Source organism: Metabacillus indicus LMG 22858, assembly GCF_000708755.2.
GTDB classification, from domain to species: Bacteria; Bacillota; Bacilli; order Bacillales; family Bacillaceae; genus Bacillus_P; species Bacillus_P indicus.
The window spans coordinates 293516-310706 of sequence record NZ_JGVU02000005.1; the positions used below are offsets into that span (position 1 = coordinate 293516).

At 45.8% G+C, this 17191-nt stretch carries 20 protein-coding genes; 18 read left to right on the plus strand and 2 right to left on the minus strand.

The genetic code is table 11. From position 1 onward, the window contains the following. The first annotated feature begins 108 nt into the window (after positions 1-108). The 6 genes from AZ46_RS14315 (at position 109) to AZ46_RS14340 (ending at position 4871) form a co-directional block, all read left to right on the plus strand. Positions 109-1149: an L-threonylcarbamoyladenylate synthase gene (locus tag AZ46_RS14315; protein WP_029283330.1), complete on the plus strand. Its 1041-nt coding sequence runs from the start codon at positions 109-111 to the stop codon at positions 1147-1149. A gap of 90 nt (positions 1150-1239) precedes the next feature. Further along, positions 1240-1800 carry a manganese efflux pump MntP gene (locus AZ46_RS14320; RefSeq protein WP_029283332.1) on the plus strand — a complete coding sequence of 187 codons (561 nt, stop codon included), beginning with the start codon at positions 1240-1242 and terminating at the stop codon, positions 1798-1800. A gap of 139 nt (positions 1801-1939) precedes the next feature. Continuing rightward, positions 1940-2389, plus strand: a complete 450-nt coding sequence (locus AZ46_RS14325; RefSeq protein ID WP_029283333.1) for a low molecular weight protein arginine phosphatase — start codon at positions 1940-1942, stop codon at positions 2387-2389. Between the two features lie 20 nt (positions 2390-2409). Further along, a complete protein-coding gene (gene rpiB / locus AZ46_RS14330; RefSeq protein ID WP_029283335.1) occupies positions 2410-2853 on the plus strand; it encodes a ribose 5-phosphate isomerase B in 444 nt (147 codons plus the stop codon). A 13-nt stretch (positions 2854-2866) separates the two neighbouring features. Then, on the plus strand, positions 2867-3442 hold the full coding sequence (locus AZ46_RS14335) for a TIGR01440 family protein (protein ID WP_029283337.1): 576 nt from the start codon (positions 2867-2869) through the stop codon (positions 3440-3442). Between the two features lie 193 nt (positions 3443-3635). Then, positions 3636-4871 (plus strand): serine hydroxymethyltransferase, encoded by a 1236-nt coding sequence (locus AZ46_RS14340; RefSeq protein WP_029283339.1) that lies wholly within the window; start codon positions 3636-3638, stop codon positions 4869-4871. A gap of 48 nt (positions 4872-4919) precedes the next feature. Here the strand turns inward: AZ46_RS14340 and AZ46_RS14345 are convergent, their stop codons facing one another. Continuing rightward, positions 4920-5741, minus strand: coding sequence for an undecaprenyl-diphosphate phosphatase (locus AZ46_RS14345; protein ID WP_035319403.1), 822 nt, complete (start codon positions 5739-5741; stop codon positions 4920-4922). A gap of 335 nt (positions 5742-6076) precedes the next feature. Further along, a complete protein-coding gene (locus tag AZ46_RS14350; protein WP_029283343.1) occupies positions 6077-6481 on the minus strand; it encodes a YfmQ family protein in 405 nt (134 codons plus the stop codon). Positions 6482-6677: 196 nt separating this feature from the next. Between AZ46_RS14350 and upp the strand changes: the two genes are divergently transcribed. The 12 genes from upp (at position 6678) to AZ46_RS14410 (ending at position 17028) form a co-directional block, all read left to right on the plus strand. Continuing rightward, positions 6678-7307 carry a uracil phosphoribosyltransferase gene (gene upp, locus AZ46_RS14355; RefSeq protein ID WP_029283345.1) on the plus strand — a complete coding sequence of 210 codons (630 nt, stop codon included), beginning with the start codon at positions 6678-6680 and terminating at the stop codon, positions 7305-7307. Between the two features lie 72 nt (positions 7308-7379). Then, positions 7380-9626: a S8 family serine peptidase gene (locus AZ46_RS22515; protein WP_029283347.1), complete on the plus strand. Its 2247-nt coding sequence runs from the start codon at positions 7380-7382 to the stop codon at positions 9624-9626. 184 nt (positions 9627-9810) lie between these two features. Beyond that, positions 9811-10032 carry an AtpZ/AtpI family protein gene (locus AZ46_RS14365; protein WP_029283348.1) on the plus strand — a complete coding sequence of 74 codons (222 nt, stop codon included), beginning with the start codon at positions 9811-9813 and terminating at the stop codon, positions 10030-10032. A gap of 7 nt (positions 10033-10039) precedes the next feature. Then, positions 10040-10408, plus strand: coding sequence for an ATP synthase subunit I (locus tag AZ46_RS14370; RefSeq protein WP_029283350.1), 369 nt, complete (start codon positions 10040-10042; stop codon positions 10406-10408). A gap of 20 nt (positions 10409-10428) precedes the next feature. Continuing rightward, positions 10429-11139, plus strand: a complete 711-nt coding sequence (atpB, locus tag AZ46_RS14375; RefSeq protein WP_029283352.1) for a F0F1 ATP synthase subunit A — start codon at positions 10429-10431, stop codon at positions 11137-11139. A 59-nt stretch (positions 11140-11198) separates the two neighbouring features. Next, on the plus strand, positions 11199-11411 hold the full coding sequence (gene atpE / locus AZ46_RS14380) for a F0F1 ATP synthase subunit C (protein WP_029283354.1): 213 nt from the start codon (positions 11199-11201) through the stop codon (positions 11409-11411). 176 nt (positions 11412-11587) lie between these two features. Next, positions 11588-12112 (plus strand): F0F1 ATP synthase subunit B, encoded by a 525-nt coding sequence (gene atpF, locus AZ46_RS14385; RefSeq protein WP_029283356.1) that lies wholly within the window; start codon positions 11588-11590, stop codon positions 12110-12112. Beyond that, entirely contained in the window at positions 12109-12654 is a 546-nt protein-coding gene (locus AZ46_RS14390) for a F0F1 ATP synthase subunit delta (protein ID WP_029283358.1), read from the plus strand. Before atpF ends, AZ46_RS14390 begins: the two co-directional genes overlap by 4 nt. 15 nt (positions 12655-12669) lie before the next feature. After that, on the plus strand, positions 12670-14178 hold the full coding sequence (gene atpA / locus AZ46_RS14395) for a F0F1 ATP synthase subunit alpha (RefSeq protein ID WP_029283360.1): 1509 nt from the start codon (positions 12670-12672) through the stop codon (positions 14176-14178). Between the two features lie 87 nt (positions 14179-14265). Further along, positions 14266-15126: an ATP synthase F1 subunit gamma gene (gene atpG, locus AZ46_RS14400; protein ID WP_029283361.1), complete on the plus strand. Its 861-nt coding sequence runs from the start codon at positions 14266-14268 to the stop codon at positions 15124-15126. Between the two features lie 49 nt (positions 15127-15175). Beyond that, positions 15176-16597 (plus strand): F0F1 ATP synthase subunit beta, encoded by a 1422-nt coding sequence (gene atpD, locus AZ46_RS14405; protein WP_029283363.1) that lies wholly within the window; start codon positions 15176-15178, stop codon positions 16595-16597. Between the two features lie 26 nt (positions 16598-16623). Next, on the plus strand, positions 16624-17028 hold the full coding sequence (locus AZ46_RS14410; RefSeq protein ID WP_029283365.1) for a F0F1 ATP synthase subunit epsilon: 405 nt from the start codon (positions 16624-16626) through the stop codon (positions 17026-17028). Positions 17029-17191: the final 163 nt, after the last annotated feature.

Below are 17191 nucleotides of genomic sequence, written 5' to 3' on the forward strand. Positions count from 1 at the left end.
GGATAAGGCTTGTATTCTTTTAGGGGTTCTTTTATACTTTCATGAGGAATGAATGAAAAGTGCGGGAAATACTAAGTTATTCACATGTTAGACAGGAGAGTAAGAAAAATGAAGACAAATGTTTGGATTGTGGATAATTTGGAGGATTTATCTTCAAGTTATCCACAAATTGCACAGGCAGCAGCACAATTAAGGGAAAATGAGGTTGTTGCTTTTCCTACGGAGACCGTTTACGGCCTTGGCGCCAACGCAAAATCGGACGAAGCTGTGGGTAAAATCTATGAGGCGAAAGGCAGACCGAGTGATAATCCACTGATTGTCCACATCGCATCCATTAAGCAGCTGCATGAAGTTGCGGCGCATGTGCCTGTTTATGTGGATAAATTGATTGAGGCTCTTTGGCCGGGGCCAATTACATTTGTATTGCCTAAAAAAGCCGGTTTGTCAGACCGTGTAACAGCGGGGCTTGATACAGTCGCAGTGAGAATGCCGGATCATCCGCTTGCGCTTGCTCTTATAAAGGAAGCGAATCTTCCAGTAGCAGCACCGAGTGCGAATCTCTCGGGAAAACCAAGCCCGACGCGCGCGTCACATGTATTTGATGATTTAAATGGAAGAATTGCCGGAATCGTAGACGGCGGTTCAACAGGCGTAGGCGTGGAATCCACCGTTTTGGACTGTACACAGCAAATCCCTGTCATCCTGAGACCGGGCGGCGTTACAAAGGAACAGCTCCAAGCACTGATTGGAGAAGTGACCGTTGACCAGGCGCTGACCGACGAGACACAGGCGCCGAAATCACCGGGAATGAAATATACACACTATGCCCCAGCTGCACCGATGACGATTGTTGACGGCACCCCTTCTTTCCTTCAGGGATTAATCAGCGAGGCAAAAAGCGAAGGGAAAAAAGTCGGCGTTCTCTCTGCAAAAGAGACGGCAGGAAACTATGAGGCAGATGTGGTCTTTTCCTGCGGAAGCAGAGCAAATATGCACACAGTCGCTTCAGAGCTTTATGACGTTCTAAGAGCATTTAATGAAACGGATGTAGACTGTATTTTCAGCGAAAGTTTTTCGTCCGCCGGTGTGGGCCAGGCAGTGATGAACAGGCTCATGAAGGCGGCCGGCCACCGTTTAATAAAGGAATAGGGCGAATGATCCAAACCGGAAAATAGAAATGTTCTAAGCCTTCCCGGACATGCATAAGTTTGATTGAGGCGTGTCCGGGGAGGCTTGTATATGAATCTGGAAGCATTGATTGGCGAACTGATTACGTTATTTATGATGGCGTTTGCGCTTGGAATGGATGCATTTTCGGTCGGACTTGGCATGGGGATGATCAAACTCAGGCTTCGGCAGATTTTTTATATTGGCCTGACAATCGGCCTGTTTCATATATGGATGCCGCTCGCCGGCATGTGGATCGGCAAAGTGCTCTCAGGAACATTTGGCCATATTGCTTCGCTTGCAGGCGGGGCGCTGCTTATCATTCTTGGCGTCCAGATGATTCTGGCCTCGTTTAAAAAGGACCAGGAATCAATGATCACTCCAGTTGGATTCGGCTTGCTTTTTTTCGCGCTGAGTGTCAGCTTAGACAGTTTTTCAGTTGGCCTGACGCTTGGGATTTACGGGGCAAGAACGCTTTTGACCATTTTGATGTTTGGTGTTGTGAGTATGCTTCTCACGTGGACCGGCCTGCTGATTGGCAGACGCGTACAAACTTGGCTTGGTACATACGGCGAAGCGCTTGGCGGCAGTATCCTGCTTGGCTTTGGACTGAAGCTTATTTTTCCAATGTAGAAAAGGGTCCGGAAACGGGCTTTTTTTGTGCGTTAAAATCGGCATAACTTCTATTTTTTTCATGCAAAAATGATAAGAAGCCCGGTCACTATGTTCCCGGCGTTTTTCAGGTTATAATAACAGAAAAGGGGGAACACGAATGACGAATATCCTTTTTGTTTGTACGGGAAATACATGCAGAAGCCCGATGGCTGAAGCATTGTTGAATCATATGAAAGAAGACAGGCAGCTGTCCGTTAAGTCTGCCGGTGTATTTGCAAGCGACGGCAGCGATGCTTCGCATTTTGCCAAACAGGCGCTCGATGAAAAGGGCATTGCCTGCAGTCATCAGTCGTCTCTGCTGAACGGGGAGCATATTAAATGGGCAACCTACATTTTGACGATGACAGAAAGCCATAAAGAGCTGATTTTTGAAAGGTATCCGCAGGCAATTGAAAAAACGTTTACGCTTTCAGAATTTACGGCTGAAGATGAGCTTGCGCGCCGGGATGTCATGGATCCTTTCGGCGGGTCGCTTGATGTGTACAGAATGACACGCGAAGAACTGGAGAAGATGATTGGACGATTAATGGATAAGCTCAAAGACTAATCAAAGTGGAGGGTATTTTCATGAAAATTGCAATTGCATCTGATCACGGCGGTCTTAGACTGCGCGAGGAAATAAAAAGCTTGATGGATGAGATGAATATTCCATATGAAGATTTCGGCTGTGAGTGCGAAACGTCTGTTGATTATCCGGACTATGCACTTCCTGTTGCTGAAAAAGTGGCAAACGGGGAATTTGACCGCGGGATTCTGATTTGCGGAACAGGTATCGGCATGAGTATTTCTGCCAACAAAGTGAAGGGCATCCGCTGTGCGCTTGTGCATGATACGTTCAGTGCGAAAGCAACGCGCGAGCACAACAACAGCAACATGCTTGCAATGGGAGAGCGCGTAATCGGACCCGGACTTGCACGCGAAATAGCGAAAATCTGGCTGACAACAGAGTTTGAAGGCGGCCGGCATGAAAACCGCGTGAATAAAATCACTGAGTTTGAAAATAAGCTCTGAGGGTGAAGAGAAAATGACTGACATTCAGGAGTGGAAGGTTCAGCTTGGAACCATGCTTGCCGACTTGGAGGAGCAGTCCTCTTTCAGACCCGGCATGGTGTTTGCGGTCGGATGCAGCACGAGCGAAGTGATCGGCGAAAAGATTGGTACAGCAGGGACTGAACAAGTGGCAGAGATGATCTTTTCAGAGCTTGAGGCTTTTAAAGAGCGGACTGGCGTGCATCTCGCTTTTCAGTGCTGTGAACATTTAAACCGGGCCCTTGTGGTGGAGCAGGAAACGGCTGAAAAACACGGGCTTGATGAAGTAACGGTGACACCTATCCGCAGAGCGGGAGGGGCGATGGCCACTTACGCCTATTCAGTCTTTAAAAATCCTGCCGTTGTTGAATTTATCAAGGCAGACGGCGGAATTGACATAGGTGATACCTTTATCGGCATGCACCTTAAGCATGTGGCGGTTCCGGTGAGAAGCTCTTTAAATCAAGTCGGACATGCCCATGTAACGATGGCCAAAACCCGTCCCAAGCTGATTGGCGGAGAGAGAGCGGTCTATTCTTCTTCAAAAAAAGAGAATAAACAATGTACGTGATAAATACGAACGATAAAATTATATAATAGTGTTTTATTCGTTATTTTAGTGCTTTTTTATCAAAAATAACGCAATTGAACGAAAATCACGCATAAATCTATTACATTCTGCTTTCTGAACGTGTACAATGTAGATGAATGAAAATGTGAAACTGTCAGCAAAATCGTTTGAATTGGATAGGGGGATTCTTAGCATGAAACATTTAAGCAAGCAGGATACTAGTGTATTTGAAGCAATCCAGGATGAACTGCAGCGCCAGCGCACGAAAATTGAGCTGATCGCGTCTGAAAACTTCGTAACAGAAGCAGTCATGGAAGCCCAGGGCTCTGTGTTAACGAACAAATATGCAGAAGGCTATCCGGGACGCCGCTATTATGGCGGCTGTGAGCACGTAGATGTTGTGGAAAACATTGCAAGAGACCGCGCGAAAGAAATCTTTGGTGCTGAGCATGTCAACGTGCAGCCTCATTCAGGTGCACAGGCGAATATGGCTGTTTACTTTACGATTCTTGAGCATGGAGATACTGTTCTAGGTATGAACCTTTCACACGGCGGCCATTTAACTCACGGCAGCCCGGTTAACTTCAGCGGAGTTCAGTATAATTTCGTTGAGTACGGCGTTGATAAAGAAACACACCGCATCAATTACGAGGACGTCCTTGAAAAAGCACGCCTTCACAAGCCTAAGCTGATTGTAGCAGGTGCGAGTGCTTATCCGCGTGCCATTGACTTCAAGAAATTCCGTGAAATTGCAGATGAAGTCGGCGCTTACTTTATGGTCGATATGGCCCACATTGCAGGCCTCGTGGCTGCAGGCCTTCATGAAAACCCTGTTCCTTACGCTGATTTTGTGACAACAACAACGCATAAAACGCTTCGCGGTCCGCGCGGCGGTATGATTCTCTGCAAAGAAGAATATGCTAAAAAAATCGACAAATCCATCTTCCCTGGCATTCAGGGCGGTCCGCTTATGCATGTGATCGCTGCAAAAGCTGTTTCGTTTGGAGAAGTCCTGCAGGATGAGTTCAAAACGTATGCATCAAACATTATTGCGAATGCAAACCGCCTGGCAGAAGGCCTGAAAAGCCAGGGTCTGAATCTCGTATCTGACGGAACGGACAACCACCTCATTTTGATCGATGTCCGCTCACTTGGCCTGACTGGAAAAGTGGCTGAGAAAGTACTTGATGATGTCGGTATTACAGTGAACAAAAACACGATTCCATTTGATCCTGAAAGCCCGTTTGTAACAAGCGGCGTGCGCATTGGAACGGCTGCAGTAACAAGCAGAGGCTTCGGTCTTGAGGACATGGACGAGATTGCTTCTATTATGGTTCTTGCTCTCAGCAACCATGAAGACGAGGCGAAACTCGAAGAAGCGAAAAACCGTGTTGAAACACTTACGGCTAAATTCGATTTATACGTGTGATTTTTCCATACAAAAAGAGCAAATCCCTGCGGATTTGCTCTTTTTCTCTTACAAGAATACGAAATAAATAACGGCTGCAAGCACGATACGGTAAATCGCAAACGGCACGAGCTTAACTTTGTTGATAAGGGCCAGGAAGAATTTAATCGAAATCAGGGCAACAACAAATGCACTGATGAACCCGGCAATGAAAAACGGCAGGGCATCAAGGGTGAAGTACTCCCAGTTTTTCAAAAGGGAAAGCCCGCTTGCTCCGGCCATGATCGGCACGGCCATAATAAACGTGAAATCTGATGCCGTTCTGTGGTTCATTCCGAGCATGACGCCTCCGGAAATCGTAGAGCCTGAACGGGAAAAACCGGGCCACAGCGATAAACACTGAATCAGGCCGACCATAAGGGCCTGTTTATACGTGATTTTGTCCACTGTTTCAGTTGTAACCGTTCGTTTTTTCTGTACAAAATCGGCCGCAATCATCAGGAAAGCACCGACTACAAGTCCGATTAAAACCGTGTTAATGGAAAATAGATGTTCATCAATATAGTCTTCAAACAAAAGACCAAAGATTCCTGCAGGCAGCAGGCCGACAAACACTTGAGACAGCTTTAATTTTGTCTGCTTTTCTTTTGCTGTTTCTTTTTTAAGCCCGAGCAGGCTGATGAATCGTTCTCTGAAAATGATGACAACCGCAAGAATGGATCCGAGCTGAATCACAATTTTAAATGTATTGGCAACTTGCTGGCCATACAATTCTTTGGACTGAAACAGCAGATCATCAAATATAATCATATGTCCAGTAGAAGATACCGGTGCAAACTCTGTTAATCCTTCAACAATGCCAAGTACAACTGCAACAAAAATCTCCCACAAATTCAAAATTCCATTCACCTCATGTCTGTCTAATTAAAAAACACTCTTTGATGATTTTAAACGCTATACACGAAGAAGTCTATGTATTTCATGAAATTGTCAATTGATGTAAAGAGGGACTGGTCTAAATGACACAACTTCGCATATCGTAAAACGGCGTTTAGGTGAATCTCGGCCAGGCCATTTTATATAGTAGGAAACGTTGTGTGGGCAAGCGGACCGGGAACATCCGTTTCAAGCTTTCAAAATTAAATGCTGCAAAGCAAAAAAAGCTGCCGGACACGTTGCCGGCAGCTTTGACTAGGTTATAAATATGGCCATTTCAGCTGCTGCATTCAACATTCTTGCAGACTCTCAGACCGCAGGCTATAAGCCACTGTTTTCTTTTTCCCGTGCTTGAATACATCTGCATGGCCGCTGTAAATATACACAGACAGCGTTACACCCCTTTTTCCCGTATTTACATCAATAATAAAAGGAGTGCCCGTTTTGCTTGCAGGCAGATTGTATTCATTGTATTTATCAAAAAATGTTGCTTCATTAAACATGCGGATAAATTGAGTTTTTTCTTCGCCTTCTAAACGCTTTCCACTGAGGGTTACAGTGGCGCTCTCTTCACTGAGCTTGGAATGAAGGGCGAATTTGCCGAGCAGCCATTCAACAACGAAGGTTGGCGGGCTTGCAATAATTACTTTAAGCAAACTAATTGCAATTGTCAGAATGATAAAACCGGTTGTCATCTATCGTTCATCTCCAAAAAAGTGAATGTATAGCCAGTATAGCTTTATGTTAACATAGATGGTTTTTCAAATTGTGTATGTTCTATGAAAGTTGCCAATCCATATAAACCCATAAAATAAATCTCCCATCCTCCTTGAAACGGCTCTTCTTTTTCTGTAAAATCTATTGAAGTGCATTAGAAAAGGAGATGAGCTGATGGGCAAAGTTTACGTGTTTGATCATCCACTTATACAGCATAAACTGACATATATCCGCGACGTCAAAACAGGCACGAAAGAGTTTCGCGAGCTGGTTGATGAAGTGGCGAGCCTGATGATGTTTGAAATCACAAGAGACATGCCTCTTGAAGAAGTAGAGGTTGAAACACCTGTACAAGTAGCAAAATCCATGGTTCTTGCAGGCAAAAAGCTTGCGATTGTTCCAATTCTGCGTGCCGGTCTTGGAATGGTTGACGGAATCCTTAAATTGATTCCGGCTGCAAAAGTTGGACATGTAGGGCTTTACCGTGATCCGGAGACGCTAAAACCGGTTGAATATTACGTGAAGCTTCCATCAGACGTAGAAGAGCGCGAGTTCATCGTCGTCGACCCAATGCTTGCTACAGGCGGCTCAGCAGTAGAGGCGATTAACAGCGTGAAAAAGCGCGGCGCCAAGAACATCAAGTTCATGTGCTTGATTGCAGCTCCTGAAGGCGTTGAAATTGTGAAAGAAGCTCATCCTGATGTCGACATCTACATCGCGGCACTTGATGAAAAATTAAATGATCACGGATATATCGTTCCTGGCCTAGGTGATGCCGGAGACCGTATGTTTGGAACTAAGTGAACAACAAATCCTCCTTTTACAAGGGGGATTTTTTTATACCCATTTGAGAAGGATAAAAGAGAGGTGACGGTGATGACAAGCAAATTCATTCTCTCTATTTTTCTCATGGCTTCCATTTTTCCAATACATACAAGTGCAGTAACCTATCCGGAAGTGCCTTCCATTCCGGACGTATCTCCCAGCCGCACAGAAACAGTAATGATCATTGTAGAGAAAGCTCATGCGCAGGACTTCTCTGAAAAAATCAAAGTAAACTATCCCCGAGTGAAAATCCGCCGGACGTTCGAAAAAGTGTTCAGCGGCTATTCGCTTGAAGGCAGCCATAACGATTTAATGGCTCTCCAAAAGGAGCCACATATTATCCATGCCAGTCCGGTCGCGTCTTATCAGGTGGATCTTGAAGAAAGTGTACCGTTCATAGGCGGTGACGATGTGAGGGGGCTCTTTGATTCAAAGCAGCACCGCCTGACAGGAGAGGGAGTAAAAGTAGGCATCATTGATACGGGCATTGATTATACCCACCCGGACTTATACCGCAGCTATGCCGGCGGGACAGACATCATTGACGGTGATGATGATCCAATGGAGACAAAAGCGACTGACGGCACGGAAACTCTCCATGGCACACATGTGGCAGGGATTATTGCGGCAAACGGCAGGCTGAAGGGGGTAGCGCCTGAAGCGGAAATCATTGCATACCGCGCACTCGGCCCTGGAGGCTTTGGGACAAGCGAACAGGTCATTGCAGCGATTGAAAAAGCCATTGAAGACAAGGTGGATGTGCTGAATTTGTCGCTCGGCAATATGGTCAATGGACCGGACTGGCCGACTAGTCTTGCGCTTGACCGCGCGGTAGAGCACGGCATCACAGCGGTTGTATCCACCGGTAATTCCGGTCCCGGTGTCTGGACAGTCGGTTCGCCTGGGACGTCCAGCAAGGCTATTTCTGTTGGCGCCTCAACTCCTCCGCAGCGGATTCCCTACCTCACAGCAAGCGGCTCAAGGAGAGAAATACCGGTCACTCAGATGGCTGGTGCAAAAGAGTGGACGCTGCACCAGGGAGAAGAGATGGTATTTGCCGGAATTGGCGAGGAACATCAGTATTCTCCAGACATGAAAGGGAAGGTAGTGCTTGTTGAACGCGGGAAAATCACTTTTACCGAAAAAGCTCTTTTTGCTGAAAAGATCGGCGCGAAAGCGGTTGTTATCTATAACAATATGAAAGGTAGCTTTGCGGGCAATCTTGAACTTCCGGCAAACATTCCGGTTGTCTCCATTTCAAAAGAGGACGGCTTGTGGCTGAAAAAACAGCTGAACGAAAAACCGGTGATCCGAACGGTTTACCGGAACGAATCAGATCAGATGGCTGATTTCAGTTCAAGGGGCCCAGTTACCCGGACATGGGAGATCAAGCCTGATGTTGTAGCTCCCGGAGTAGCGATTGACAGCACGGTCCCTGAAGGGTATTTAAGCCTCCAGGGTACAAGTATGTCAGCACCTCATGTGGCAGGGGCGGCCGCACTGATCAAGCAGGCCCATCCGGAATGGAAACCGGAGCAGATCAAGGCTGCCCTCATGAATTCCTCCAGGCCTCTGAGTGGGAGAAAGGCGGACTATTATCAGCCGATCGAACAAGGTGCCGGACGAATAGACGTTATGAGGGCACTTGAAACAGAAGCACTGATGTATCCGGGTGCGCTGTCGTTTGGCCAGGTTATTACAAAAGGCGGGGGAAGCACTCAGAAAAAGGTAAAGCTGACACTTGATAATCAATCAGACAAAGAAGTCGTCTATTCGTTTTCCTATCCTTTCTATAAGAATGGTCTGCAGTGGGACATGCCCGAGAAAACGGCAGTGGAACCAGGCGGAAAAAAGGATGTATACGTAAAAGTGAATATCTATGCAAACAAGCTGGAAAAAGGCCTGCATCAGGGATGGATTAAAGCAGAAGCGGACGAAACGGTCAGGGAGCTTCCGTACTTGTTTGTAGTGGATGAACCGGATTACCCGCGGGTGATGGGCTTTGAGTTCGGATTCGGAGATTCGGCAGGAGTCTATCAGTATGAATTGTACTTGCCGGGAGGCGCGGATGAAATGGGCATCGCACTCTATGATCCGGACACACTTAGGTTTGTGGCGTTTCTGGACTGGGGCAGGGATCTTCAGAAGGGGGCCGTTAAAAAGACGTTCAGACAAAAGGATCTGGGTCTTGAAGACGGGCTTTACAAAGCAGTCGTTTTTGCAAGAAAAGGGGACAGGGAAGACACGTTTGAAACAGATCTTATCTTAGAAAATCCCAAGAGAAATCTGGGAAACTGAGTAATTGTGAACTTTTTGTGATAGGCTTTTTTGATTGTCAAGTTTTTGGTTTTAAAGCAATTGACATTAAATAGAGCCTATTGTATGCTAGACGAGGGTAAATGATAAGGTTTTCATAACGCTTTCAATTACCCGTTTCTATCCCCAGATAAACCCTTTATTAATCTATTAGCGAGGCGGTCGAATGCGCAAAAAAGAGCGTCATCCCATGCAGGCAATGGCCCTTATGACAGGCATTCTGTCTCAGCTAGTCGGTTCAACACTAATTGGCATCTTTTCAGGAAGATGGCTCGACCGATATTTCCATACTGAACCGCTTTTTATGATCGTTGGCCTTTTCATAGGCCTGGCAGCAGGAATTACTGCCATGATCAAGCTCGTCCACCACTTTTTTTCAGGAGACTGAATCATTCATGTTTGATTTGCACCAGATGTACCGAAGATACCGGAAATATATGTTCCTCCTGCTGTCTCTTTATGCCTTGGGCTGGGGATTCACAGGGCATCAGTCTGTCTTTTTGGGGCTTGCGCTCGGAACATCACTCAGTTTGTTTAACTTATGGTCAATGGTCCGCAAACAACTGCAATTTGGTGAGGCTGTTCAGCAGAATAAGAAGGTCAGGTCACTTGGTACGGCAACAAGGCTTGCGTCAGCGGGACTCGCTGCACTCCTTGCCATGAAGTACCCGGAATACCTGAATATGGTTAGTGTCATTATTGGATTAATGACAGTTTATATCGTCATTATGATAGATTATGTTTTCCAACACTCACGCGCTTAGCCGGAAGAGAGGTGAATCTATTGCATCACGGAGCTCCTATAGTTGAGTTTTTAGGTCTTACTTTTAACTTATCCAATGTTTTAATGATCACTGTTGCCAGTGTTATCGTATTTGTGATTGCGGTAATGTCAACACGCAGAATGGCGATGAAGCCGACAGGCATGCAGAACTTCTTTGAATGGGTGGTCGATTTCGTCAAAGGAATCATCAACAGTTCAATGGACTGGCATACCGGCGGACGATTTCTCACGCTCGGCGTTACCCTGTTAATGTACATATTTGTCTCAAATATGCTGGGACTGCCGTTCTCAATTGCAGTTAACCACGAGCTATGGTGGAAATCACCGACAGCAGATCCGACGATTACACTTACTCTTGCAGTCATGATCGTGGCTCTTACACACTACTACGGTGTGAAAATGAAAGGAACATCTGAATATGGGAAGGATTTCTTCCGTCCGATGGCGTTTCTTTTCCCGATCAAGATCATTGAAGAGTTTGCCAACACATTAACGCTTGGTCTTCGTCTTTACGGTAACATCTATGCTGGTGAAATCCTTCTGGGTCTTCTGGCGGGCCTTGCTACAACAGGCGTGCTCGGCGCTGTATCAGCCGCACTTCCAATGATGGTATGGCAGGCGTTCAGTATTTTTGTAGGTTCGATCCAAGCATTTATCTTTGTCATGTTAACTATGGTTTATATGTCTCACAAAGTGAGCAGCGACCACTAATTAATAGGTAACAACTGTTTTTAAAAAAACTTTTACTATTTTGAGAGGGGATTTAAATAATGAATTTAATCGCAGCTGCAATTGCAATCGGCTTAGCGGCACTTGGTGCTGGTATTGGTAATGGTCTTATCGTTTCACGTACAGTAGAAGGTGTTGCTCGTCAGCCTGAACTTCAAGGTAAGCTTCAAACAATCATGTTCATCGGTATCGCACTAGTTGAGGCACTTCCGATCATCGGAGTAGTTATCGCGTTTATCGTACTTGGAAGTTAATAAAGAGACTCCCGTCTCTACATAAATGGCGAAGATCGTGTTGTACCCTTCTTCGCCATTGCTTTATGTTTTTATATTCATGCAGGAAAGATTCGGCCGAGAATCAAAACGTACAATCTCGAGCTTTTTTTCATAGTAACCCATCATGGAACACTTGAAGGGAGTGAAACCGGGCAATGGTAACGTCAAACTTAGTTGTTGGAGCAGGTGCAGGTTTAACATTAAACACTGGAGATATTTTATTCCAGCTGGTTATCTTCTTAATCTTACTCGCATTGCTGAGAAAATATGCTCTTGGACCAGTCATGGGCATCATGAAACAGCGTGAAGAGCACATCGCAAGCGAAATTAATGCGTCTGAAGCAAAGCATGCGGAAGCAAAGAAGCTTGCTGAAGAACAGCGTGAACTTTTAAAACAGGCAAGAACAGAAGCGCAAAGTTTAGTGGAGAGTGCGAAGAAGCTTGGTGAAAAGCAAAAGGAAGATATTATTCTGGTAGCTCGTTCAGAGGCAGAACGCATCAAACAATCTGCGCTTAAAGAAATTGCGACGGAAAAAGAGCAGGCCATTACAGCTCTCCGTGAGCAAGTTGCATCACTTTCTATTTTAATTGCTACGAAAGTAATTGAAAAAGAATTGAATGAGAAAGAACAAGAAAAGCTTATCCACGATTATATCAAAGAGGTAGGCGAAGGTCGATGAGTAAAGAAATAGTTGCAGCTCGCTATGCATTGGCTCTTTTTCAAATCGCTAAGGAAAACCGCACGATTGACCAGATTGAAGAGGAACTGCTTGTCATCCAGAAGGTAACAGCGGAGAATCCTGAATTACTGAACGTGCTTACACATCCAAAAGTGCTGCTAGAAAAGAAAAAATCCATGATGAGTGAAGCGTTCGCTTCTTTATCTCAACCTGTTTTAAGTACGGTTCTTCTATTGATTGAGCGTCAGCGAATCAGCGTGATTCCTGAGCTTGCTGAGCATTTTGTGAAACTTGCAAATGACGAGCGCGGCACAGAGGATGCGATTGTCTACTCTGTAAGGCTGCTTGATCAGGATGAATTAACAGCGCTGTCTGATACTTTTGCCAAAAAAATCGGCAAAACTTCACTTCGTTTAAGAAACGTAATTGATCAGAATCTGATCGGCGGAGTCAAGCTTCGTATCGGCAATCGCATTTATGATGGAAGTATAAGCGGTAAGCTTGAACGTATAGAGCGACAATTAGTTGCAAAAAGATCGTAGATAGGGGTGAAACTCATGAGCATCAAAGCAGAAGAAATTAGTGCACTGATTAAAAAGCAAATCGAAAGCTATCAGTCTGATATCAAAGTTAGTGATGTAGGTACAGTTATCCAGATTGGTGACGGTATCGCCCGTGCTCATGGCCTCGACAATGTCATGGCTGGAGAGCTTGTTGAATTTTCAAACGGCGTATTGGGTATGGCTCAAAACCTTGAGTCAAACAACGTGGGTATCATCATCCTCGGACCATACGCAGACATCCGTGAAGGCGACGAAGTGCGCCGCACTGGACGCATCATGGAGGTTCCTGTAGGTGAGGAACTGATCGGACGCGTTGTAAACTCTCTGGGACAGCCTGTTGACGGCCTTGGTCCAATCGAAACAAAACATACACGCCCAATTGAGAGCCCTGCTCCAGGCGTTATGGATCGTAAATCTGTTCATGAGCCGCTTCAAACAGGAATTAAAGCGATTGACGCTCTTATTCCAATCGGCCGCGGACAGCGTGAGCTTATCATCGGTGACCGTCAGACTGGTAAAACATCTGTAGCCATCGATACAATCCTTAACCAAAAAGACGAAGATATGATCTGTATCTACGTTGCAATCGGACAAAAAGAATCAACGGTACGTAACGTAGTTGAAACGCTCCGCAAAAACGGCGCACTTGATTATACAATCGTTGTTACTGCATCTGCTTCACAGCCTGCACCGCTATTATTCTTAGCTCCTTATGCAGGTGTAACAATGGGTGAGCATTTCATGTACAACGGCAAGCATGTTCTTGTTGTGTATGATGACTTAACTAAGCAGGCATCTGCATACCGTGAACTTTCCTTGCTCCTTCGCCGTCCTCCAGGCCGTGAAGCATATCCTGGTGACGTATTCTACTTGCATTCACGCCTTCTTGAGCGTGCTGCAAAACTCAGTGATGCAAAAGGTGCAGGTTCACTTACAGCCCTTCCATTCATTGAAACACAGGCGGGCGATGTATCAGCATACATCCCGACAAACGTTATCTCCATCACTGATGGACAGATTTTCCTTCAGTCTGACCTTTTCTTCTCAGGTGTGCGTCCAGCGGTTAACGCCGGTCTTTCCGTATCACGTGTTGGAGGATCTGCTCAGATCAAAGCAATGAAAAAAGTATCAGGTACACTTCGTCTTGACCTTGCTTCATACCGTGAGCTTGAAGCATTCGCTCAATTCGGTTCTGACCTTGATAAAGCGACTCAGGCTAAACTTAACCGCGGTGCGCGTACTGTTGAAGTTCTAAAACAGGGCTTGAACAAACCGCTTGCAGTTGAGAAGCAGGTTGCGATTCTTTATGCATTGACTAAAGGATTCCTGGATGACATTCCAGTCGAAGATATCAAACGCTTTGAAGAAGAGTACTTCTCATTCCTCGAGCAAAACAATAAAGCGATGCTTGAACATATCCGCACAACTGGAAATCTTCCTGAAGACAGCGACTTCCAGGCTGCGATCACGGCATTCAAAAAGACATTCGCGATTTCTGAATAAACTTGGTAAAGTATGAAGGTTTGCCTTCATACTTTATCTTCACGTAAATGAATCAGGTTGATTTTTATAAAAAGGTGGTGAGAACCTTTGGCATCATTACGCGACATTAAATCAAGAATCACCTCAACAAAGAAGACGAGCCAGATTACAAAGGCGATGGAGATGGTTTCAGCAGCGAAGCTGAACCGTGCCGAAAACAATGCGAAGTCATTTGTGCCTTACATGGATAAGATTCAAGAGGTGGTTGCAAACATCGCTCTTGGCAGCACGGGTGTATCCCATCCAATGCTTGTCAGCCGTCCGGTGAAGAAAACGGCTTACCTCGTCATTACGTCTGACCGCGGACTTGCAGGTGCTCTCAACAGTAACGTTCTTCGTACTGTGTACCAGGCAATCCAAAAGCGCCATTCGTCGAAAGATGAGTATGCTGTTATCGCTATGGGTAAGATCGGACGCGAATTCTTCAAGAAACGAGGCGTGCAAATCGCTCTTGAAGTAACAGGCATTGCAGACGACACGTCGTTTGCCGAGATTAAAGATCTTGCAGCAAATACTGTAAATATGTTCAATGATGGAACATTCGACGAAATCTATGTGTACTACAACCATTTCGTAAGTGTCATCCAGCAGGACGTAACAGAGAAAAAGCTTCTTCCTCTTTCTGACATTGATGTGACATCAGCAAAGAAAACATCTTATGAATTCGAACCTTCTGAGGAAGAGATTTTAGAAGTGTTATTACCACAATATGCTGAAAGTCTCATCTACGGAGCACTTTTAGACAGCAAAGCTTCGGAGCATGCTGCCCGTATGACGGCAATGAAAAATGCGACGGACAATGCAAAAGAACTTATCAACAGTCTTACTCTTTCATACAACCGTGCACGTCAGGCTGCGATCACTCAGGAAATTACGGAGATCGTCGGCGGAGCTGCGGCACTCGAATAGAAATTATGCCCATTAAGGGCTTTCAGACAGCAAGTTAGGAGGGAAAACGATGAATAAAGGACGCGTTACTCAAGTTATGGGTCCGGTTGTTGACGTAAAGTTCCAAAGCGGTCAGCTTCCTGAAATCTATAACGCCCTTAAAGTTACTTTCCAAGGACGCACTGAAGGCGAAGCTGCGTCAGAATTAACATTGGAAGTTGCCCTTCACCTAGGTGACGACACAGTTCGTACCGTTGCGATGGCATCAACAGACGGCCTTGTTCGCGGAAGTGAAGTACTGGATACAGGTGCTGCAATCTCTGTACCGGTTGGAGACGTTACACTTGGACGTGTATTCAACGTACTTGGAGACAATATCGATTTGGATGCAGCAATTCCTGCTGAATCTCGTCGTGATCCAATCCACAGACAGGCACCAAAATTCGATCAGCTTTCTACTGAGGTAGAAATTCTTGAAACTGGAATTAAAGTAGTTGACCTTCTTGCTCCATACATCAAAGGCGGAAAAATCGGTCTTTTCGGTGGTGCGGGTGTAGGTAAAACAGTACTTATCCAGGAGCTTATCAACAACATCGCTCAGGAGCATGGCGGTATCTCTGTATTCGCCGGCGTAGGTGAGCGTACTCGTGAAGGAAACGACCTTTACCATGAAATGACAGACTCTGGTGTTATCAAGAAGACTGCCATGGTATTCGGACAGATGAATGAGCCGCCTGGCGCACGTATGCGTGTTGCACTTACAGGTCTTACAATGGCTGAATTCTTCCGTGATGACCAAGGACAGGACGTTCTTTTCTTCATGGATAACATCTTCCGTTTCACGCAAGCAGGTTCAGAGGTATCAGCCCTTCTTGGCCGTATGCCATCTGCGGTAGGTTACCAGCCTACACTTGCAACTGAAATGGGTCAGCTTCAGGAGCGTATCACGTCTACTAACGTTGGTTCTGTTACATCGATCCAGGCGATCTATGTACCTGCCGATGACTATACGGATCCGGCTCCTGCAACAACATTCGCTCACTTGGATGCTACAACGAACCTTGAGCGTAAACTATCTGAAATGGGTATCTACCCGGCGGTGGATCCGCTTGCTTCGACATCACGCGCACTGTCTCCTGAAATTGTTGGAGAAGAGCACTACGCGGTTGCACGTCAAGTACAGCAAACACTGCAGCGTTACAAAGAACTTCAGGATATCATTGCCATCCTTGGTATGGATGAGCTTTCTGATGAAGATAAATTAGTCGTGCACCGTGCACGCCGAGTTCAATTCTTCTTATCCCAAAACTTCCACGTTGCTGAGCAGTTTACTGGTCAAGCAGGTTCTTACGTTCCTGTTAAAGAAACAGTTAAAGGCTTCAAGGAAATCCTTGAAGGCAAATACGACCATCTTCCTGAAGATGCATTCCGTCTCGTAGGACGCATTGAAGATGTAATCGAAAGTGCGAAGAGCATGGGTGTAGAAGTCTAATTTTGGGACGCAGGAGGGTATAGAGTATGAAGACAGTACAAGTCAATGTCGTTACTCCCGATGGCCCAGTTTACGATGCAGACGTCGAAATGGTAAGTGTAAAAGCTCAAAGCGGTGAGCTTGGAATCTTGCCAGGTCATATTCCGCTGGTAGCTCCTCTTCAAATCGGAGCAGTCCGGTTGAAAACAGGAAAATCCACGGAACTCGTGGCTGTTAGCGGCGGCTTTTTAGAAGTACGGCCTGACAAAGTCACAATCTTGGCACAGGCTGCCGAGACTGTAGAAGATATTGATCTAACTCGTGCACAAGCAGCAAAGGACCGCGCTGAAGAACGTCTGAACACAAACAAAGACGACATCGATTTCAAGCGTGCCGAGCTTGCACTGCGCCGGGCAATGAATCGTATTAACGTATCACAGAATAAGATTTGACATATAACCCCCGGGATTCCCGGGGGTTTTTGTTTTGGGCTGAAATCGAAGGTATACACCGCCAGTTTTCCCGCCGGCTTTTTTAGTTGCAGGGTTGGCTTAGAATAGCGTGAGTTTGGATTGTTAGATTGACGGTTTGGATTGTAAGAGCCTGACTTTGGCT